Below are 20,351 nucleotides of genomic sequence, written 5' to 3' on the forward strand. Positions count from 1 at the left end.
TAGTAATAAATATAGATGGACAACGAGTCGTTTTGCCGCAATGCTGCAACTGCGAAAGGAAATCGAATCATGATCAAAGGGATACGCCGCGCAGGGGCATTGGCAATGCTGGCATGTGCATTCATTATAACGTCGTGCTCGCCAACGGCTGAGGAAACGGCAGCGCCGCGCACTGAATTCAATATCGGCTGGTCTATCTATGCGGGCTGGATGCCTTGGCCATATGCCGAACAAGCCGGCATTGTTAAGAAATGGGAAGATAAATACGGCATCAAGATCAATATCGTTCAGGTCAACGACTATGTCGAATCCGTGAACCAGTATACCGCTGGTCAACTTGACGGCGTTACCGTTGCCAATATGGATGCGCTCACCATCCCTGCTGCGGGCGGCAAGGACACCAGCGCAATCATTGTGGGCGACTATTCGAACGGCAATGATGGCGTACTTCTAAAAGGTGCCGAGGATCTTCACGCGATCAAGGGTCGGAAAATCAACCTCGTTGAACTTTCGGTTTCTCACTATCTGTTGGCGCGCGCGCTTGACGCCGTCGGCCTGTCGATGACCGATGTCAGCACCGTGAATACTTCGGATGCCGATATAGCCGGCGCCTTCTTGTCGAAGGATGTGACAGCCGCGGTTGCCTGGAACCCTCAATTATCCACAATGAAACAGGCACCGGGTGCAAAGCAAGTATTCAGTTCGGCCAACATTCCTGGCGAGATTCTCGACCTGTTGGTCGTCGATACTGCCACGCTCAAGGCCAACCCGAATCTTGGCAAGGCGCTCGCCGGAATCTGGTACGAGACGACCGCATTGATGCAAAAGCAGGATGAAGAAGGCAAGGCGGCGCGAGCGGCAATGGCTGCACTCGCCGGCACGACCCCCGAAATGTTCGAGGGGCAGCTTGCAACGACCTTCCTGTACGCGGATCCTAAGTCTGCCGTTGCTGCAACATCGGACAAATCACTGATCGAAACCATGACCCGCGTGCGCGACTTCAGCTTCGCTCAGGGATTGTTTGGTCAAGGCGCGAAGTCGGCGGATGCTGTGGGCATGGCATTCCCGGGTGGCAAAACGCTGGGTGACAAGAATAATATCACCTTGCGCTTCGACGAGACATATATGCAAATGGCGGTTGATGGGGCGCTATAGTCTGCTGATACTTGGAAACAGAGAGATCGGGATAGGAGTATCATGCGCTGGGTGAATCGTCGCATAAGTCGGAGCAACAACCTGCTCCTGGGCTCCATTCCGATCCTGTTACTGGTATTGATCTACCTGTTTGCGGCGGCCGAACGCCACTCGATCAATCCCAGCGACAAGCTGCTCCCTCTGCCTGGCGCCATGGTTCAGGCGATGTGGGGGCTGCTGTTTGAACCCGACCAGCTTACGGACCGGTTACTCTTCTGGGCGGACACGCTCGCCAGTCTCCAGCGTCTCGGGTTGGGTCTTGGTATTTCTACCCTGTCGGCACTGCTTGTGGGGCTATTGCTCGGTATTCTCCCGCCGGTGCGCGCTACCTTCGGCATGCTGGTGACCGGCATCGCGGTTATCCCGCCAATTGCCCTGCTGCCCATATTGTTCATCGCCTTCGGTCTTGGCGAGGCGTCCAAAGTGGCGCTGATCGTCATCGGTATCGCACCGTTCATGATCCGCGATATCGCTGCACATATTGGTGGTTTGCCCAGAGAGCAGATCGTCAAGGCGCAGACTCTGGGCGCAAGCACTTGGCAGCTGATATTGCGGGTCGCTCTGCCCCAGGCCATGCCCCGGCTGATTCAGGCGGTGCGCCTGTCGCTCGGACCGGCCTGGGTATTCCTGATCTCTGCGGAAGCGATCGCGTCCGATATTGGTCTCGGATATCGCGTTTTTCTCGTCCGTCGCTATCTCGCCATGGACGTTATTCTCCCTTATGTAGCGTGGATTGCGTTGATCGCGGTGGCGATGGACTTTCTTCTCGCCCGTTCCAGTCGCAGCCTGTTTCCATGGGCACATGGAACAAGCCGTTGAGTACGGTACTAAGCTTGCGAAACCTGTGGGTCGAATATGGCGACAAGGTGGTTCTGGAACGCATCAACCTCGAGATCAATGAAGGCTCGTTTGTTTCGATCATCGGACCTTCAGGGGCAGGCAAGAGCAGCCTGCTTCGGGTAATCTTGGGACAGGAAGCACCGACCTCCGGGGCAATCCTGCTCGACGATGTACCGCTGAATCCCGAATGCGGGCCAGACCGTGGCGTCGTGTTCCAGCGCTATTCCGTATTTTCTCATCTGACGGTCCTCGGCAATATATTGTTCGGCCTCGAATGTGCCCAGGCGCCGATAACGGCACGGCTATTCGGAGCGCGGCGGCGCGTAGCGGTTGCGGAAGCGGAAGAGATGCTGGCGGCGGTCGGTCTGAGTGACAGCCTGCATCTCTACCCGGCGCAGATGTCCGGCGGCATGCAACAACGTCTGGCGATCGCACAGGCGCTCATAAAGCGGCCACGTATCCTGTTACTCGACGAACCTTTCGGCGCGCTTGATCCGGGCATCCGGTCGGACATGCACGCGTTGATAACGCAGTTGTGGAGCGAATATTCCCTGACTATAATCATGGTTACCCATGATATCCGCGAAGCGTTCTCGCTTGGAACCAGAGTCCTGGCCTTGGACAAATTGCGCCAGGATCCGCACGCCCCGCACCGCTATGGTGCGTCCGTGGCCTACGATATTCCGATCGAGAAAAAGAACGTGCTACCGGAAGATATGGGCATCGACGTTGTGAGCAATAGCAGCGTCGAAATTGTCGGCAGTATTACTGTTGACACAACTAATAATAACTGAGAGGAGCAAATCATGATATCGGAACCCACAAAACTAGCCCGGCTCAGCATGAGCCTCCCTGCAGAATTATTGCTTCATCTCGACAATATGGTCGAAGAGCGGGGCCTGCCGTCACGGTCCCAGCTGATGTCAGAGTTGATCCGTCATGCTCTGGCAGAACACGAAGCGTTGACCCGTCCTGAAGAAATGCTCGCGGGGACCATCACGCTGGTGTATCGCGGCGACCACGCAGGCGTGCGCCAACAGCTCGCGACGACCCAGCTACATTATCTGAAAGAAGTCATCTCCTCGCAACATGTCTTCCTTGAGGATGACCAGTCACTTGAAGTGTTGCTGGTACAGGGACCGGCTGTGCGGCTGGAGGGTCTTTGCGATTCCTTGCGGCGCATTCGCGGGGTACATCAGCTGCGGCTTGTCACTACCACCGCCTTGCTTCCGCCGCTTCACGAGCAGGACGAACTGACTGAGAAGAGCAGAAAGACCACGAGCGCCGCGGCATGACCAGGCCACTGGCCGATCCCATGGCGGCGCGCGATCATGCGCGGGCAATGGCCGGCACGAAGGTAGACGCCATGCCGGTGTTGCCACCGGTCGCCGATGACCTGCCGGCTGATGTGGCTAGCGAAGATTTACTGTGGGAAGAGACGATAGCAGCCGGCGGATATGCCACCCGGAAGCTGGTGCGCGGTTCTCGCCTGCGCCTCATCGACCTTGAAGGTGACGCTTGCGCCTCAGTCCTGATGTTCAATGCGGAAATGCCATCCGAACGACTCAATATTGCCGACACGGTGAAGGTGCAGTGGAACGCCTATCTCGGCGCCGGCAAGTTGCTCCTCTCCGATATGGGCCGCGTAATGATGAGCATCCTGACGGACGGGGCCGGTACCCATGACGCCTTTTCCGGCGCGTCCAACGCCGCGACCAACACAGCCAAATATGGAGATGGTCGCAATAGCGGAGCCTTTCCCAACGGTCGGGACCGGCTGTTGCTGGGATCTGCGAAACACGGGTTACAAAGGCGCGACGTCCATCCCTGCATCAATTTTTTCAAAGGAACCAAAATTGAAGTGGACGGGACGGTTACTCCGCTTGTCGGCCCCTTTGATGCGGCGCGCGAACTGGTCCTGCGGGCCGAGATGGATGTGATTGTCGTCATCGCCAATTGCCCGCACATCCTCGATCCTCGCGAAACCTGGACGGTGACGCCGCTGCGTGTTTCCGCGTGGCGAGGAGAGGTTACTCCCGAAAATGACGATATCCGCAACGCCACGCCGGAAGGCTTGCGTGCCTTTCAAAATGTCGAAGATTATTTCCGTCGCTAGGAAGGAATACAGGTCCAACCATGACAGCCTCCCAAGGATTAGAAGGTCTTTCCGGAACGATCATTCACGACGAGATCGTGTCTGCTCGCGCACCATGGCTTCATCATGTTGCCGCTGGGCAGACTCTTCGTATTGTCGATCTGGAGGGCAATCAGGCGGTTGATTTCCTGCTCTATTCAACGGCCGATGATACGGAGCGCTATAGCGCGCAAGATACCGTCGCTGCGCAAGCCAATCTATTCCTTCGTACTGGTACCGTTTTGCGGTCGAACGAAGGGCGGGCGATGATGACCATTCTCGCTACTTCGGTCGATTATCATGACACGATCGGTGGTGCCTGTTCCTGCGAGTCCAATACATTGCGTTACGGCCATCACACCAAGAGCCAGCATGCCTGTGTCGAGAATTTCCTCGAGGCCAATCTGACCGAAGGGCGCGGCAAGCGCGATATTGTACCCAATATCAACTTTTTCATGAACGTGCCGGTCGAGGAAGACGGGGCGCTCGGGATCGTTGACGGCATTTCGGCCCCGGGCCTCATGGTCGACCTGCGGGCTGAAATGGACATAACCGTGGTGGTGTCAAACTGTCCGCAGATCAACAATCCGTGCAACGGGTTCAATCCAACCCCGGTACGGATGATCGTTACCGCATGAGCATTGATACAGTCCTCATTGCAAATCGCGGCGCAATAGCCACTAGAATTATTCGAACCGTACGCAGTATGGGGATGCGGTCGGTTGCGGTTTATTCCGAAGCCGATGCTGACTCCCTGCACGTATCACAGGCGGATGTGGCCGTTTGCATCGGCCCTGCCGCTGCGACGGAGAGTTATCTCGATATTGCGGCTATCCTTAAGGCCGCACGGGAGACCGGCGCAGGCTTCATCCATCCCGGATATGGCTTTCTGGCGGAGAATGCTGAATTTGCAGAAGCATGCGCTGCGGCTGACATTGTTTTTGTCGGACCGACACCGGAAAACATGCGAACATTTGGCCTGAAACACAGCGCCCGTGCGCTGGCAACCGAACATGGCCTGCCGCTCGCGCCCGGCACCGGCCTTCTTGAAGATGAAGACGATGCTGCAAGCGCTGCAAACGAAATCGGTTATCCGGTCATTCTGAAAGCCACGGCTGGCGGCGGCGGCATTGGCATGCATATTTGCGAGGACGAGGCGGCCGTGCGCAAGAACTGGGACAGCGTCGCTCGTCTCGGTGCCGGGAATTTCGGTGACGCCGGTGTATTCCTGGAGCGCTATATCGCCCGTGCGCGCCATATCGAGGTGCAGATATTCGGCGACGGGAACGGTCGGGTTATGCCGCTTGGCGAACGGGATTGTTCGCTGCAAAGACGGAACCAGAAGGTCGTCGAGGAATCTCCAGCGCCTGATCTCGACGACGATGTGCGGCGCGAACTGATTGCCGCAGCGGTCCGCCTCGGCACGGCTGCCGGGTACCTTTCCGCCGGTACGGTAGAGTTCCTGTTCGACGCCGAGCGCCAGGAATTTTTCTTCCTGGAAATGAACACCCGGCTACAGGTCGAACATGGCGTCACCGAAGAGGTGATGGGCATTGATCTTGTCGAATGGATGATCCGAGGAGCGGCGGGCGACTTCTCGTTCCTGGATCACAAGCCACCGGTATCAAAGGGCCATTCGGTGCAGGTCCGCCTTTACGCCGAGGACCCAGCGCTGGACTATCGCCCGACCAGCGGCACGATCACGGCCATAAATTTCCCTGAATCTATTCGTGCCGAAACATGGTGCACCGCCGGCAGCGCGGTCAGTGCCTGGTATGATCCGATGATCGCCAAGCTCATCGTGCACGCCGACACAAGAGAGGCAGCAATTGTGGCAATGCAGGCCGCGCTCGACGAAAGCCGCGTGGACGGTCTCGAGTCCAACCTCCGCTGGCTGCGCGCCGTCGTCCGCGATGATCGCTTCATTTCAGGCCAAGTCGCTACGAGATTGCTGGATACGATCATCTACACGCCGCGCAGTATCCGGGTGGTTTCCGGCGGCACAGCAACCACGGTTCAGGACTGGCCTGGCCGCGTCGGTCTCTGGTCGGTCGGCGTCCCACCCTCCGGCCCGATGGACGACCATTCCTTTCGTATCGGTAACCAGCGGCTTGGCAATCCAGAAGGAACGGCAGGGCTCGAGATTACCTTTACCGGTCCAACCCTGTATTTCAACGCAGCCGCGCGCATTTGTATCACGGGAGCCGATTTCGGTGCCCGGCTGGACGACGAGCCAGTTGAACGGGGCGTCCCGCTCGACATCGCTGCAGGCCAGACGCTCGCGCTCGGCCGCGTTAGCGGCGGCGGCATGCGCGGTTACATATTGATTGCCGGCGGGCTCGACATCCCGCCCTATCTCGGTAGCCGCAGTACGTTCGAGCTGGGCCAATTTGGCGGTCATGCGGCTCGAAAACTGGTGGCAGGTGACACGCTCCATCTTGCGGAAGCGGCTGTCAGCACACCCGCGCCTGTTGCCCAGGCAACGAATTTCGGGAACCACTGGACATTGCGTGTCCTATATGGCCCCCACGGCGCTCCGGACTTTTTCACCGATGAGGATATTCGCGCGACCCTCGATGCCGACTGGCGCGTCCATTACAACAGCAACCGCACCGGCGTTCGTCTGGTCGGACCAAAGCCGCAATGGGCCCGGGCCGACGGCGGCGAGGCGGGCCTGCATCCTTCCAATATCCACGACAATCCCTACGCCATCGGTGCCGTCGACTTTACCGGCGACATGCCGATCATCCTGGGTCCCGATGGACCATCGCTGGGCGGTTTCGTCTGCCCGTTCGTGGTGATCGCGGCGGATCAGTGGAAAATCGGGCAGCTGGCTCCCGGCGACCGCCTGCGCTTTGTTCCGGTCACCCTCGACGATGCGAAAGCCGCTGACCGCGCCCCGCTGGATTTGACGGCAAACCCGTCCTACGCGGGCGAGCCGAAGCGCGAGATCGCCCATCTCTCGCCGATCCTCGCTGAGACGCCTGCCCGGGGACTGCGCCCGCGCACGGTTTACCGCCAGCAGGGCGACCGCAACATATTGGTTGAATATGGTCCGATCGTCCTGGACATCGAGCTTCGCATTCGCGTTCATGCCTTGATGACGGAGCTCGAGAAACAGGCCTTGCCCGGCGTGATCGATATCGTGCCCGGCATCCGCTCCCTCCAGCTGCATTTCGATGACGACATTCTGGACCAGAGGGCCGCGCTTGCTGCTCTCATCGAAGCCGATAATCAACTCGGTGATCTGGAGGACTTTACGGTTCCTTCACGGATCGTGCATCTGCCACTCAGCTGGCGGGATCCGGCCACGCTGGAAACGATCGAAAAATATATGGCCGCCGTCCGTGACGATGCACCATGGTGCCCGGACAATATCGAGTTTATCCGGCGCATTAACGGCCAGCCGGACGCGGATGCTGTCGAGGACATTATTTTCGATGCAAGCTATCTCGTGATGGGGCTGGGCGACGTCTATCTCGGTGCGCCGGTGGCGACGCCGGTTGATCCCCGGCACCGGCTGGTCACTACCAAATATAATCCGGCCCGTACCTGGACCCCTCCCAATGTCGTGGGAATCGGCGGTGCCTATATGTGCATCTACGGCATGGAAGGCCCCGGCGGCTATCAGTTGTTCGGCCGCACCATTCAGGTTTGGAATACCTATCGGCAGACCGATGCCTTTGTCGACGGCAAGCCCTGGCTGCTGCGCTTCTTCGATCAGATTCGTTTTTTCAGCGTCAGCGCGGAAGAACTGGTTGAATGGAGAAGGGATTTTCCCAATGGCCGCCGTTCCATCCGGGTCGAGGAATCAGAATTCCGGCTTGCCGACCATCGTGCGTTCCTGGCCGAGAACGCAGAATCCATCGAGTCATTTGAAGCAACACGCCAGTCCGCTTTTGAGACCGAACGCGCCCAATGGCAGCAAAATGGCGAATTCGATCGTGTCACACAATTGACAGAGGACCCGGCAATCGGCGTTTCCGTTGCTCCCGCGATCGAACTGCCCGAGGGTACCGACCTGATCGAGGCTCCGTTCGGTGGAAGCGTTTGGAAACTCATGGTTGCGGAAGGTGACAAAGTAAAGGCCGGGGACGTTATTGCGGTGATCGAGGCAATGAAGATGGAAAGCCCGCTGGAAAGTCCCGATAACGGCACGATTGCCGCGCTCTATATCCACGAGCGACAGTCACTGGAGCCCGGTGCGCCAATGCTGGCGCTTAGGCGGCACCCATGACCTCGTTGGACCGGCAAAGCCCCGGGGCTATTGCAGCGGCCGTAAATAACGGCAAGACAAGCGCGCTGGCAGTGACGGAGGAAACGCTAGCCCGTCTTCAGGCTTATGACGCAGTTCAGCCGCAAATATGGATCAGCCGCGCTGCCACCGCCGACATGCTTGCTGCCGCCCGCAAGGTCGATGCCCGCATTTTGGCTGGAGAACGGCTTCCGCTTGCCGGCGTGCCTTTTGCGGTAAAGGACAATATCGATGTCGCCGGGTTTGAGACCACGGCAGGCTGTCCGGCCTTCGCCTATTCCCCCGCTGATTCTGCAACCGTGGCTGAAAAGCTGCTCGAGGCGGGCGCCATTTGTGTCGGTAAAACCAATCTTGACCAGTTCGCGACCGGCCTTGTCGGCACGCGCAGCCCTTATGGCATTCCGCGCAACGCCTATAATCTCGCCTATGTCAGCGGCGGTTCGAGTTCGGGATCGGCTGTCGCGGTCGCGGCGGGGCTTGTTGGCTTTGCGCTTGGCACCGATACGGCCGGTTCGGGCCGGGTACCTGCAGCGTTCAACCATCTTGTCGGTCTCAAGCCGACCAAGGGCCGCTGGAGCACAGAGGGCCTCGTGCCAGCCTGTCGCACCATCGACTGCATCACCGTGTTTACCGACAATCTGTCGGATGCACGGCTGGTCGATGATGTGCTGGCTGGCTTTGATGCCGCTGATCCTTATTCAAAACCGCTGGCCGACGTAGCATTGCGACCGAAACGCGTCGGCGTGCCGCGGCGTGACCAGCGGGCCTGGTTCGGCGATAGCCAGTCCGAATATCTTTATGATCAGGCGGTCGCGCGGCTCGCCGTCGATGCTGAGATCGTCGAACTCGATATATCGCCACTCAACGAAGCCGCGAGTCTCCTTTACAATGGTCCATGGGTCGCTGAACGAACGGCAGCCATCCAGGATCTGCTGGCCAGCAATCCCGATGCGATTCACGAGACGGTACGTCAGATTGTAGAACCCGGTCTGAGCAAGAGCGCTGTCGACGTGTTCAATGGCATGTACCGGCTAGCCGAACTCAAACGCCAGGCAGACGGACTATGGGGCGAGGTCGACATGCTCGCCTTTCCCACCACCGGCGCGACCTATCGCGTCGCGGAACTGTTGGTGGCGCCGGTCGCGCTGAACAGCAATCTCGGCTTCTACACCAATTTCGTGAATCTGCTCGACATGGCAGCCGTCGCTGTGCCTGCCGGAACCCGTTCGAACGGGACCGGCTTCGGCATCACCTTGATCGGCCCTGCCGACAGCGACCAGGCCCTGCTCGGCGCAGCTGAAAATTATCTGGCGGCAGCAGACTTGCCTGCTCCGCCCGCACTTGATCTGGAGGGAAAAATGGAAAGCGTGAAACTTGCCGTCGTCGGCGCCCATTTGAAAGACATGCCACTGCACTGGCAATTGACGTCTCGCAAGGCCGTGTTCGTCGGAGCCTTCGAAACCGCTCCCACCTATCGTCTTTACGCGATCGCTGACAGCGTTCCTCCGAAACCGGCGCTGGTACACAGCGAGGACGGGGCTGCCATCAAGGTTGAAGTCTATGAACTGGACGTCGCCGCTTTCGGTAGCTTTGTGGCAGAAGTTCCTGCCCCGCTCGCAATCGGGACTGTCACGTTGGCCGACGGCAGCAGTGTCAAAGGCTTTGTCGCCGAGTCACGGGCGACGACAGGCGCGCAGGATATCACCGATCTCGGCGGCTGGCGGGCCTTTATCGAAACGAAATAGCCCGCGTTTTACCCGCAAATCGGGAGAAAGCTGAACCACTAGGGACTTGGAAATATTACGCTTGACGTATTTGATAATATCAATACCATGGCACTCATAGCAAAAATAAAAAGTCGTTCACAGGAGAGACACTGCAATACCGGGCCGGTTTAGCGCTCGGGCAGTAGCTATTCCTGGGCCTTGGCCCTCAGATGAAAGAGGTAGGCGGTATGAACGGAGTTCGGGTAGGAAACAGGATTATTGGGGCTGACGCGCCCGTCACAGTCGGATGGGAAAACATCGGCAGGGTCGAAGGCGGTCCCGCCAAGCAGTTCATATTCACCTATTTTCAACCCACCGTGCTCTTCGCTGTTCTGGCCTTCTGGTATTACGCACCCAATTCCATTGCCGTCGCATCGACCGCCATCTGGCTCGGCATCTGTTTCAAGCTATTTCTGCTGGGACTCGAATGGGTCAACCCGCGCTACGAAAGCTGGCGTCTCACGTGGAAGGAATGTGCAACCGATCTGTTCTACGTCGGGCTCGGTTACACACTGCTCCGCATGGTCGACAATTATATCGGCGACGGAGTAATGATTGAAGCGATCCAGAACTCGTTTGACTGGGATAAATTCTCCTGGTTCACTGATCTGCCACTGCTGGTGCAGGCGCTCATGATCTCGCTGATTTTCGAATTTGGTCAATATTGGATGCATCGCGGCATGCACAATTGGCATCCCCTTTGGCTGACCCATGCTCCGCATCACTATATCACCCAACTGAACATCAACAAGGGCGCGGTCGGCAATCCTATCGAACTGTTCCTGATCGGCCTGGGTATCGGCGGCTTCTTCGATTTCATCCCGCGCGCCTTTCTGCTTGCAGGCGCAATCGGTCTGACTGTCGGCGTATACCAACATATCAATGTCCGTTTCAATTCGCCCCGCTGGTGGCGGTTCCTGTTCAACACCACCGAGCACCACAGCGTGCACCACTCACAAGATTATGAAGCTACACGCAGCAACTATGGTGCCAGCTGGATCATTTTTGACCGCCTCTTCGGAACCTGTGTCGATGGCGAGGCGGAATTACTCGGAATGGAAGGCGGACGACGGATGCCGATCAACGAGACCATGACCTTCCCGTTCACTGAAGGCTACAAGTCAATCAAGGCACGGATTCAGGCTCGCCGGGAGCCCCCAACCGCCATACCGGCCGAATAGTTGATCCTTTCGTCCTCGCCTGAAGCGATTTTCTCACGGCATGGCACATATTTGCCGCTGAGTGTTGCGAAGCGACAGGCTTTCTCCCTTCCCGGAACTTGCTGAAGGAATTGTAAGTGAAATTGCCTTTCATAGACCGCATCTGGCGTGTGAAGGGCTCGCTGCCCCTCGAGACCCGAATGTCCCCGGCAACTGCCTTCGACAAGCTTGATCCCCTATTCCAGACGAATGGGACAAGCTACGAGATCGCAGGCGACACACTGACATTTAACAAGCATAATCCCGCCGCGCAGGACAAGCTGGCGACGTTTACCCGCGGCACGCTGACGGTCGGCGAGCGGGAAGGGCGTTCGGTGCTCACATATAATGTGACCAGCCCGGCGTTGCTGGCCTGTTTTCTGGCGCCATTGCTGTTTCTGGCGTTGGGCCAGGTTAACGTAGCCATTGGAGAATATGAAAAGTCCAAAGCCGAGGCAGCAGACAAATCCGGAAAAGATACTGACAAATCGAAAAAGGACGAAGAAGCGGACAAGGAGGTGACGTTGCACTGGCTGGACGTGGCCTTGGGTGCACCCGCACCGGAAAAGCCGGATAAAAAGGAAAAAGAAAAAGAAAAATATAAAAAATACTCGCCCAAGACCGCTTATATTTTAGCGGCGATCTTCGCGACACTCTATGTCGTAGGACGCATTCTTGAGCCATGGCTAATGAAGTCGAGGTTTCGCAGGATATTGTCAGATATGCCGTCGGCTAATGACATAAATCCCGTCGAACGACTTAGTCGGGAATGATATTCGAACTTCATTCCCATCAATAGCTGCTGCACCCTTATCAATTTGCCGATTGAGAAGTTCGAGATATCAATGGGCCGAAATACCGCGAAGGCAAGCCTGAAACAGACTTTCGCCGCTCAGTACGGTGAATATATATAATAATAGGGACGTCTTTCTCAGCTTTGCGAAGGCGCAACCTTTCCAAGTGCTGACTGCACCTTGCTTTTCAACTTTTTCCGGGATCCGGAGTATTGTCAGTCTAATGATTTTTGCGATTTGGCTTTTTTGATCGCGTCAAATTTTTCACCGTTATCCATATTCCCAAAAAGGCTGGTTTCTTCACGCAAGTCCAGCAGCACCTTTTGAATTATTGCAGACAAGCGCGCCCACGATTGGGCAACTCCAGCAGCAAGCGCGATTTTACTAGGGTGAGAGTGATGGTGCCGCTTAGAGGATTCGAACCTCTGACCCCCGCATTACGAATGCGATGCTCTACCAACTGAGCTAAAGCGGCATCGCCGAAACGGATGGGCGTGGGCTCATGCGTTTTCATTGATCGCGCGCCATTACCAGCACAGCTTTGCCGTGACAAGTCCGCACAGTCGATAAATCGGGCGATGATGTGTGTTTGCGCGCTTATCATGCCAATCCTGCCCGAAGGTCATTATCGGGAAATTTACCATATATTTACCATGGGCAATGCATATCAGGGTGGAACCAATGGAATTGCAGTGGGGAAGCATGGAAAACCTACGAAATCACGGCGAACTTAACGATCAGGATTTGGCTTCGGCCCCTGACTATAACGTCTATGAAGAGGATGACGGCGCCGTCGAAGCGCCGCCTGCCATTGGTCAGGACGAGCGCCGCATGCATGTGCGCGCCTATAATTTTTGGGCCGGTCTTCTGGGCGAGCGACAATTTCCGAGCGTAGAAGATCTGGAGCCTGAATCCGATGACGATTTCGGACCGAATAGTGTTTTGCTCGACTTTACCGATGGTTTTGAAAATCCGACAATCCAGTTTCTCGGCCGGGCGCTGCGCGACGAATGCGAGATCGATGATTCGATCACGTCGATCGCCGACGTGCCTGCACGTTCGCTGCTGTCGCGGATCACCGACCATTATCTGCAGATTATCGCCAATCAGGCACCGATCGGTTTTGAAGCCGAATTCGTCAATCAACGCGGCATCACGATCATGTATCGCGGCATATTGCTGCCCTTCTCGACCGACGACGACACTATTGATTTCATCTACGGCGTGATCAACTGGAAAGAGGTCGCAGCCGACGCCGTCCGGCAGGAAATCGAGGATGAGGTGTCCGAAGCGATGCTGGCAGCACCGGCAAAGATTGCGGCAGGACCGGTCTGGGACGATGGACCGCATTCGACCTATCTGGACGAGTTCGAACTCACTTCGGAACTGGAGCTTGCGCTGGACGATAGCGCCAATGCAGTTGCCGAACCGCTCGATGAGGAGGCAAGTCTCGCGGACTGGTTGTGCGCCGCCCGGAACAGTGCCGACGATGCCGCTGATTGCGTAGAGCGCAGCCGTGTCGCGCTCTATTCTGCGATCAGTCAGGCCTATGATTTCTATCTGATGACCGAGCAATATCCGGACGATTACCGGATGCTGCTCGAAGATTCCGGTCTGACGGTCCAGGACCGTGCGCCGATGACACCGATTGTGAAGCTGGTATTTGGCGCTCAATATGACAAAACCAGGCTGACCGAATATGCGACAGCGCTCAAATATGCAGATCGCAATGCAATTGAAAAGGGCGCACTCGGTAATTTGCTCAGGCATCACGATGGTGGACTGAAGGCGATTGTCCATGCCGAGCGCGAAGCCAATAGGCCGACCGGTCTGCTGACGAAAGCTCGGGCTGTTGGCGAAGATCTGCTGGCGAAACTTCGCTCCGCACCTTCTCGGCAGTTGCAGGATATCGAAGCCGGAGATTCCGAATTTGTGGTGCTCGTCGCGCGCAAGGATGCGAACGGCGATCTGGCCATTGTCGGACCGGTACGCGGCAATGACAAGCTGACCGGACAGGCGCTCAAACATACGCAATTCTGATTGCCGCTCGCGGCGGGACCTTGCTTCTCGTTGCGCGGCTGATAGTAGCTTATGTAACCAAAATATCACTATTCCCAATAATCCCCAAATAGCATCCAAAAGGTCCGGCTAGCCTCTTGAGCGGCTTGGGGATTGGGCGCATAGCCTATGCCATGCTGACGGGTTTCCAACTCGTCTCGATCCATCTGGGGGAAACATGGCAGCCAGTCTCAAATCAAAATCCGGACAAACAGGCAAAACCGCTAACAGGCTCGAAACGGCGCTGATCGCCGCGTTCCGCGAAAGCGCCTTGCCGGGCGAGAATATCGGTTTTGATAAAAAGGCTTGTGAAGAAGCGGCGCGGTTCACCTTGCGATGTGCGCACGAACGGCAGGGCAGCGAAGCCAGCCTGTCGCTGGAAAGCGTCAGCGGCCAGCAAAATCACAGGCATTTGCGTCTCGCGATAGTCAATGACGACATGCCCTTCCTGGTCGACTCCGTTTGCGCAACGATTGCCGGTTTCGGTCTGACGGTGGAGCGGCTAATCCATCCGGTGGTCGCGGTACGGCGGGATGCCAAGGGTCATCTGACAGAGATAACCGAACAGGCGACAAGCGGCGAGAAACGCGAATCGATAATCTACATCGAGCTTGAACGGACCGACGCCCGTATCCGCCGGGAGCTGATCAAGACGCTACGTTCGAATCTCAAAGATATTGCCGCCGCCGTCACCGACTGGCTGAAGTTGCAAATCGTACTGGGTGAAAATGCCGATGCGCTTCCGGAAGGCGAGGGGGCGACCTTGCTGCGCTGGTTCCTCGACCGGAATCTCACCTTGCTCGGCCACGAGATCGTCAATAACGCCGGAGATCGCAAGCAGAAGCTCGGGCTGGCACGGATGCGACCGCAACCGATCCTGTCCGAAGAAAGCCGGCGCCGCGCTTTCGAATGGTTTGAAAATGGTGGCAAGGCACCGCTGATTATCAAATCCAATCAGCTGTCAACGGTCCATCGCCATGTCCTGATGGATCTGATCATCGTCCCGGTGAGGGAAAAGGGCAAGATTTCCGCCCTGTCGATCATTTCCGGCATGTGGACCAGCGCCGCGCTTGCTGCCGCGCCGGAAAATATTCCGGTATTGCGCACCCAGCTGACCCGGTTGTTCGACAAGTTCGAATTTTCCGAATCAGGTCATGCAGGAAAAAGCCTTACCCATGCGTTGACGGCGCTGCCGCATGATATGTTGATCACTTTCGCGCAGGATGATCTTGAAAAACTTGCGCTGATCTCGATGTCGCTGATCGATCGTCCGCGACCCAAGTTGCACAGTGTCATATCGCCACTGGCCCGCCATCTGTTTGCCTTCGTATGGCTCCCGCGCGAGCAGCTTTCGACCGAACGCCGGGAAAATGTCGAGAAAATGCTGACGGACGCGACCGGCGCGAAAATATTGAGCTGGTCCAATACTCTGGAAGAAGGCGGTGTGTCTTCCCTGCGCTACACGCTCGACATGGGCGTCGATGGCAAGGTTCCCGACCCTGATCTGCTTGATCAGGAACTGGAGAATATGGTCCGGGGATGGAAACCGGAAGTCGAACGGAATCTGAGAGAAGCCGGGCAGGAAAACCGCTCGGCAGTGCTGGCGCAGCGTTATGCAAATTGTTTCCCGGGCACCTATCAGTCCACCTATGGTGCAATGGAAGCCGCGAAGGACATCATGCGGCTGTTCAAGCTCGAACGAGGCGGCCAGCGGTCGACCCGGCTTTACCGGCTGGCCAGCGATGCCGAGCATTTGCTGCGGTTGAAAATCTATCATCTGGGTGGTGCTTTGCCACTGTCGGATGCTGTTCCGACGCTGGAGAATTTCGGTTTTACCGTGCTCGAATCGGTTCCGACTCCGCTGGATGATGGCCGGCTGGGCTATATTCACGATTTTCTGCTCGAACTGCGATCCAAGGAACGGTGTGACAGCCTGATTGCCCGCGCTGATGAAATAGAAGCGGCGATAACCAGCGTACTGGACGGTGAAGCCGAGAATGACGCCTTTAACCAGCTGATCACGACCGCGGGCATTGATGCCCGGTCGACAGTGTGGATGCGGGCCTGGTTCCGCTATTTGCGTCAAACCGGTCTGAGCTACGGCCTGATGACGGTTGTCGAGGCTTTGGCCGAGGCTCCGGATGTCACCGCGGCGATGATCAAACTTTTCCGTGCCCTGCATGATCCGGCGTTCGAAGGCGACCGGTCGCAGGCTGCGGGTCTCGCGACACGGGATATGGATGGGGCTCTGGTCAGCGTTCACGCGATTGACGATGATCGTATCCTGCGCCTGTTCCGTGCGGTTATCGAATCCATATTGCGCACCAATGCTTTCGCCTATCGGGCCGGTGAAGCGCTGGCGTTCAAGATAGAGAGCGCCAAAATTCCGGAACTTCCGGCTCCGGTGCCTTGGCGGGAAATATTTGTCTACAGTCCGCGCGTCGAGGGCATCCATTTGCGGGCAGGTCCCGTGGCTCGTGGCGGTTTGCGCTGGTCGGACCGGCGGGATGATTTCCGCACCGAGATATTGGGTTTGATGAAAGCCCAGCGGGTCAAGAATGCGGTGATTGTTCCGACGGGTGCGAAGGGCGGGTTCTTTGCCAAGCAACTGCCTTCGGGTGATGACCGCGACGCGTTTGTCGCCGAAGGGATCGAAGCCTATAAAATCTTCATCAGCGCGCTGCTGTCGGTGACCGACAATATTGTCGAAGGCAAAGTCGTTCCTCCTTCGCAGGTTGAGCGTCTTGACGAAGATGACCCCTATTTCGTTGTCGCAGCCGACAAGGGTACAGCCAGCTTTTCCGATATCGCCAACCAGATCGCAATCGAACGGGGTTTCTGGTTGGGTGATGCCTTCGCCAGTGGCGGCAGCAATGGCTATGATCACAAGGCGATGGGGATCACCGCGCGCGGTGCGTGGGTGTCCGTGCAGCGTCATTTTGCGGAAATGGGCGTTGATGTGCAGAGTGAACCCGTTACCGTCGTCGGTGTCGGCGACATGTCGGGTGACGTGTTCGGCAATGGCATGCTGCTGTCGAAGAGCTTGAAGATCGTTGCTGCCTTTGACCATCGTCATATTTTCATAGATCCGGATCCCGATGCTGCAAAAAGCTGGGTCGAGCGCAAAAGACTGTTTGAATTGCCGCGCTCCAGCTGGGATGATTATGACAAGAAGCTGATATCCAAAGGCGGAGCCGTATTCTCGCGCAGCTCGAAGACAATCAAAATCTCGAAGCAAATCGGCAGTCTGCTCGGTCTGCCCGACGACGCCGAGACGACGCCGTCCAAATTGATGAGGGCGATATTGGCCTGTAACGCCGATCTGCTGTGGTTTGGCGGCATCGGCACATATGTGAAGGCGGCTTCCGAGAACCACATCGAAGTGGGCGACCCGGCCAACGACAAGATTCGCCTCGATGCCGAGCAACTGCGGGTCAAGGTGATTGGCGAGGGTGCCAATCTCGGCATTACGCAGGCCGCACGTATCGCCTTCGCTGCCAAAGGCGGACGGCTCAATGCCGATTTTATCGACAATAGCGCCGGCGTCGATTGCTCGGACAATGAAGTCAACATCAAGATCGCGCTCAATGCGGAACTGGTCAGCGGCCAGTTGAAGCCGGATGCGCGAAATATTCTGCTTGAATCGATGACCGACGATGTCGGTGCGCTGGTTCTGGAAGACAACCGGCTGCAGGCCCTGGGTCTCTCGATCGCGGAAATGGGCGGCGCAAAGAACCTGCCGTCTTATGTTCGGCTGATCGATCAGTTTGAAGAACAAGGTCATTTGAACCGGGCCGTTGAAGGGCTGGCCAGCAATGAAGACCTGATCCGTCGGGGTCAGGACAACAAGGGGCTATACCGTCCCGAACTGGCCGTATTGATCTCGACCGCCAAGCTGGTGTTGCAGGATGCCATCGAAAATAGCGACCTGGGCGATGATCCCGGCCTGAACAGCGAACTGCTTCTGGCATTCCCGCTCGCGATGCAGGAAGGCCATGAATCGGCGGTCCTCCATCACCAGTTGCGCCGCGAAATCATTGCCACCAAGCTGGCAAACCGGATGATCAACCGGCTGGGACTGATTGACCCGTTTGAACTGGCCGAGGAAGAAGGCTGTTCGCTCGGAGAAGTGGCGCGCGCGTTCGTCATGGCGGAACGGCTGTTCCACGCAGACCGGCTGTGGCAGGCGCTGGAAGTAGCCGAGATCGGGGAAGATATCAGGATCGCCCTTTTCGATCGCCTGGCTTACGTCCTGCGCTCGCACATGGCGGATCTGATGCGGATCGGCGTGTCCGACGATCGTATCGACGATACCGTCAATATGCTGGCGCCGGGCGTGACTGCGCTCAACGAGAATGTAGAAAATCTGATAACCGCCGAAGGGCGCTTGCAGGCCGCAAAACAGACGAAATCGATGGTCGAGGCAGGGGCCACTCCGGAGATCGCTGCGAAAATCGCCGATATCTACAAGAATGACGGGGCCGCCGGCATCGCCTATCTTGCCCATAGCCGCGAAATTGATGCTTTGGACGTGGCCGCTGCCTTCACCGCGCTTGGCAGCCAGCTGGGACTCGACTGGGCGCAAATGACCGCGACCCGGATCAATCCGTCCGATCCCTGGGATCGTTTGCTGGTGGCTGGTCTGGCCCGCGATTTTCAGCAGATGCGTCTCGATTTCCTGCGCCGGACCCGGGGCAAGGATATGCCGCAATTTGTCGAAAGCTGGTCCGAACGCAATATCGATCGCGTCGCCCAGTTCAGAAAGATCATGGACCGGGCGCAGCAGTCGTCGAAACCCTCGATTGCGATGCTGGCACAAATTGCAGGGCAGGCGCGTCTGTTGCTGTCGCGCTAGATCCAATATCCCAGCGTATGAAGGGACAGGCCGACCAGACCGCCGACCAGCGTGCCGTTGACGCGGATGAACTGCAGGTCGCGACCAACGGCATTTTCGACCCGGTCGGTGATCGTCTGCGCATCCCAGTCGCGTATCGTCTCTGACACCAGCTTGACGATATTGTCGCCGTAGCTTGCGACAACGCCGATGACGGCGCGACGGCCAAACCGGTTGATCTGGCGGTTGAGCAATTTGTCCTGCTGCAGGCTGTTGCCCAGCTGGATCAGCGCGTCGCCAAATTGGCCCGCCAGCGCAGCGTCGGGGTCACGGGCCGCACGCAGCAGTGCCTCTCTGCCTTGCTCCCAGATTCCGTCAAGCCAGGACGCAATGGCCGGATTTTCAATCATCTCGAGCTTCCACTCGTTGACCTTCTCGCGAAGCTCCGGATCATGCTGCAATTCTGCGGCGAGTTGTTCGAGACTCTCTTCTGTTTTGGCCCGAACCGGATGATCGGGATCGGCCGCCATGTCGGCGAGCAACTTGTAGAGACCGTCGAGTACCTCGTTGGCGACCCGGTCGTCCAGGCCGGTCCAGCGCATCACTGCATTGGCGCGATCGGTCACGATATTGCAGATCACCGCTTCATTGGTGTCCAGCGTGCGATAGGCCCATCGGATAGAGGAATCGATCAATGGGCCATGGCGTTTTTCGGCCATGACCGCTGCCAGAATCTGTCCCATCGGTGTCGCGATGTCGAGGCCTACGGCCTGCTTCTTGACGGCGCCCTTGAACATGGTTCCGAGACGGTCCTTGTCGAGCGAGGCAATGGCATCACCAAGCAGCCGGGAGGCGCCGAATTTAAGTCGCCCTTCGCCGCCGCTGGGCGACTTCAGAAAACGACCGATGCCGCTGGCAAGATCGACATGTCTCATCCGCTGCGCAACCAGGCGCGAAATCAGGAAATTATCCTTGAGGAAATTGGCCAGCGTGTCGCCGATCCGGTCCTTGTTGCGCGGAATGATCGCTGTATGCGGGATCGGAATACCCATCGGGTGGCGGAACAGGGCGGTGACAGCGAACCAGTCTGCAAGCCCGCCGACCATCGCCGCCTCGGCGAAGGCACGAACAAAACCCAGTGCCGGATGCACCGCTTCGTAGCTTTTCGATGTGAAATATATGATCGCCATGACCACCAGCATGCCGGTGGCGATGATTTTCATATCCTGGCCAGCATTTTTGGTTGTCGTGACAGAGTTTACGCCGCCTCTGCTGCC

At 57.4% G+C, this 20,351-nt stretch carries 13 protein-coding genes and 1 tRNA gene; 12 read left to right on the top strand and 2 right to left on the bottom strand.

Going from position 1 to position 20,351, the window contains the following annotated elements; translation table 11 throughout:
• Window positions 1-69: 69 nt before the first annotated feature.
• The 10 genes from AACZ86_RS01545 to AACZ86_RS01590 all read left to right on the top strand — a co-directional run bounded on the left by AACZ86_RS01545 (window position 70) and on the right by AACZ86_RS01590 (window position 12,161).
• Window positions 70-1,155: a putative urea ABC transporter substrate-binding protein gene (locus AACZ86_RS01545; RefSeq protein WP_339688880.1), complete on the top strand. Its 1,086-nt coding sequence runs from the start codon at window positions 70-72 to the stop codon at window positions 1,153-1,155.
• A 42-nt stretch (window positions 1,156-1,197) separates the two neighbouring features.
• The gene (locus AACZ86_RS01550; RefSeq protein ID WP_339688881.1) at window positions 1,198-2,013 is read left to right on the top strand and encodes an ABC transporter permease subunit; all 816 of its coding nucleotides are present in this window, start codon (window positions 1,198-1,200) and stop codon (window positions 2,011-2,013) included.
• The gene (locus AACZ86_RS01555) at window positions 2,010-2,828 is read left to right on the top strand and encodes an ABC transporter ATP-binding protein (protein ID WP_339688883.1); all 819 of its coding nucleotides are present in this window, start codon (window positions 2,010-2,012) and stop codon (window positions 2,826-2,828) included. Before AACZ86_RS01550 ends, AACZ86_RS01555 begins: the two co-directional genes overlap by 4 nt.
• Window positions 2,829-2,840: 12 nt before the next feature.
• A complete protein-coding gene (locus tag AACZ86_RS01560; protein ID WP_339688885.1) occupies window positions 2,841-3,329 on the top strand; it encodes a CopG family ribbon-helix-helix protein in 489 nt (162 codons plus the stop codon).
• Entirely contained in the window at window positions 3,326-4,150 is an 825-nt protein-coding gene (locus AACZ86_RS01565) for an urea amidolyase associated protein UAAP1 (RefSeq protein ID WP_339688887.1), read from the top strand. The genes AACZ86_RS01560 and AACZ86_RS01565 overlap by 4 nt, the downstream gene beginning before the upstream one ends.
• Before the next feature lie 20 nt (window positions 4,151-4,170).
• Window positions 4,171-4,806, top strand: a complete 636-nt coding sequence (locus AACZ86_RS01570) for an urea amidolyase associated protein UAAP2 (protein ID WP_339688888.1) — start codon at window positions 4,171-4,173, stop codon at window positions 4,804-4,806.
• Window positions 4,803-8,405: an urea carboxylase gene (gene uca / locus AACZ86_RS01575; RefSeq protein ID WP_339688889.1), complete on the top strand. Its 3,603-nt coding sequence runs from the start codon at window positions 4,803-4,805 to the stop codon at window positions 8,403-8,405. Before AACZ86_RS01570 ends, uca begins: the two co-directional genes overlap by 4 nt.
• Window positions 8,402-10,168, top strand: coding sequence for an allophanate hydrolase (gene atzF / locus AACZ86_RS01580; RefSeq protein WP_339688890.1), 1,767 nt, complete (start codon window positions 8,402-8,404; stop codon window positions 10,166-10,168). Before uca ends, atzF begins: the two co-directional genes overlap by 4 nt.
• Before the next feature lie 209 nt (window positions 10,169-10,377).
• Window positions 10,378-11,370, top strand: a complete 993-nt coding sequence (locus AACZ86_RS01585) for a sterol desaturase family protein (RefSeq protein ID WP_339688892.1) — start codon at window positions 10,378-10,380, stop codon at window positions 11,368-11,370.
• Between the two features lie 116 nt (window positions 11,371-11,486).
• The gene (locus AACZ86_RS01590; RefSeq protein WP_339688893.1) at window positions 11,487-12,161 is read left to right on the top strand and encodes a hypothetical protein; all 675 of its coding nucleotides are present in this window, start codon (window positions 11,487-11,489) and stop codon (window positions 12,159-12,161) included.
• Between the two features lie 420 nt (window positions 12,162-12,581).
• Here the strand turns inward: AACZ86_RS01590 and AACZ86_RS01595 are convergent.
• Window positions 12,582-12,657 (bottom strand) — tRNA-Thr (locus tag AACZ86_RS01595).
• Window positions 12,658-12,884: 227 nt separating this feature from the next.
• Between AACZ86_RS01595 and AACZ86_RS01600 the strand changes: the two genes are divergently transcribed.
• Together AACZ86_RS01600 and AACZ86_RS01605 are read left to right on the top strand one after the other, a co-directional pair.
• Window positions 12,885-14,222, top strand: coding sequence for a hypothetical protein (locus AACZ86_RS01600; protein WP_339688895.1), 1,338 nt, complete (start codon window positions 12,885-12,887; stop codon window positions 14,220-14,222).
• Window positions 14,223-14,418: 196 nt separating this feature from the next.
• A complete protein-coding gene (locus tag AACZ86_RS01605) occupies window positions 14,419-19,095 on the top strand; it encodes an NAD-glutamate dehydrogenase domain-containing protein (protein ID WP_339688897.1) in 4,677 nt (1,558 codons plus the stop codon).
• On the opposite strand, the gene AACZ86_RS01610 is transcribed toward AACZ86_RS01605, so the two are convergent.
• Window positions 19,092-20,297: a DUF445 domain-containing protein gene (locus tag AACZ86_RS01610; RefSeq protein ID WP_339688898.1), complete on the bottom strand. Its 1,206-nt coding sequence runs from the start codon at window positions 20,295-20,297 to the stop codon at window positions 19,092-19,094. The two genes, AACZ86_RS01605 and AACZ86_RS01610, sit on opposite strands and share 4 nt — an antisense overlap.
• Between the last annotated feature and the right edge of the window lie 54 nt (window positions 20,298-20,351).

Origin of the sequence: uncultured Parasphingorhabdus sp. (assembly GCF_963975735.1) — a bacterium.
Taxonomy (GTDB): domain Bacteria; phylum Pseudomonadota; class Alphaproteobacteria; order Sphingomonadales; family Sphingomonadaceae; genus Parasphingorhabdus.

What these genes read in the sequence shown, in the direction of transcription:
- AACZ86_RS01545 (WP_339688880.1), top strand. Translation starts at nt 70, where the DNA reads ATGATCAAAGGGATACGCCGCGCAGGGGCATTGGCAATGCTGGCATGT.
- AACZ86_RS01550 (WP_339688881.1), top strand. Translation starts at nt 1,198, where the DNA reads ATGCGCTGGGTGAATCGTCGCATAAGTCGGAGCAACAACCTGCTCCTG.
- AACZ86_RS01560 (WP_339688885.1), top strand. Translation starts at nt 2,841, where the DNA reads ATGATATCGGAACCCACAAAACTAGCCCGGCTCAGCATGAGCCTCCCT.
- AACZ86_RS01565 (WP_339688887.1), top strand. Translation starts at nt 3,326, where the DNA reads ATGACCAGGCCACTGGCCGATCCCATGGCGGCGCGCGATCATGCGCGG.
- AACZ86_RS01570 (WP_339688888.1), top strand. Translation starts at nt 4,171, where the DNA reads ATGACAGCCTCCCAAGGATTAGAAGGTCTTTCCGGAACGATCATTCAC.
- uca (WP_339688889.1), top strand. Translation starts at nt 4,803, where the DNA reads ATGAGCATTGATACAGTCCTCATTGCAAATCGCGGCGCAATAGCCACT.
- atzF (WP_339688890.1), top strand. Translation starts at nt 8,402, where the DNA reads ATGACCTCGTTGGACCGGCAAAGCCCCGGGGCTATTGCAGCGGCCGTA.
- AACZ86_RS01585 (WP_339688892.1), top strand. Translation starts at nt 10,378, where the DNA reads ATGAACGGAGTTCGGGTAGGAAACAGGATTATTGGGGCTGACGCGCCC.
- AACZ86_RS01600 (WP_339688895.1), top strand. Translation starts at nt 12,885, where the DNA reads ATGGAAAACCTACGAAATCACGGCGAACTTAACGATCAGGATTTGGCT.
- AACZ86_RS01605 (WP_339688897.1), top strand. Translation starts at nt 14,419, where the DNA reads ATGGCAGCCAGTCTCAAATCAAAATCCGGACAAACAGGCAAAACCGCT.
- AACZ86_RS01610 (WP_339688898.1), bottom strand. Translation starts at nt 20,297, where the DNA reads ATGAAAATCATCGCCACCGGCATGCTGGTGGTCATGGCGATCATATAT.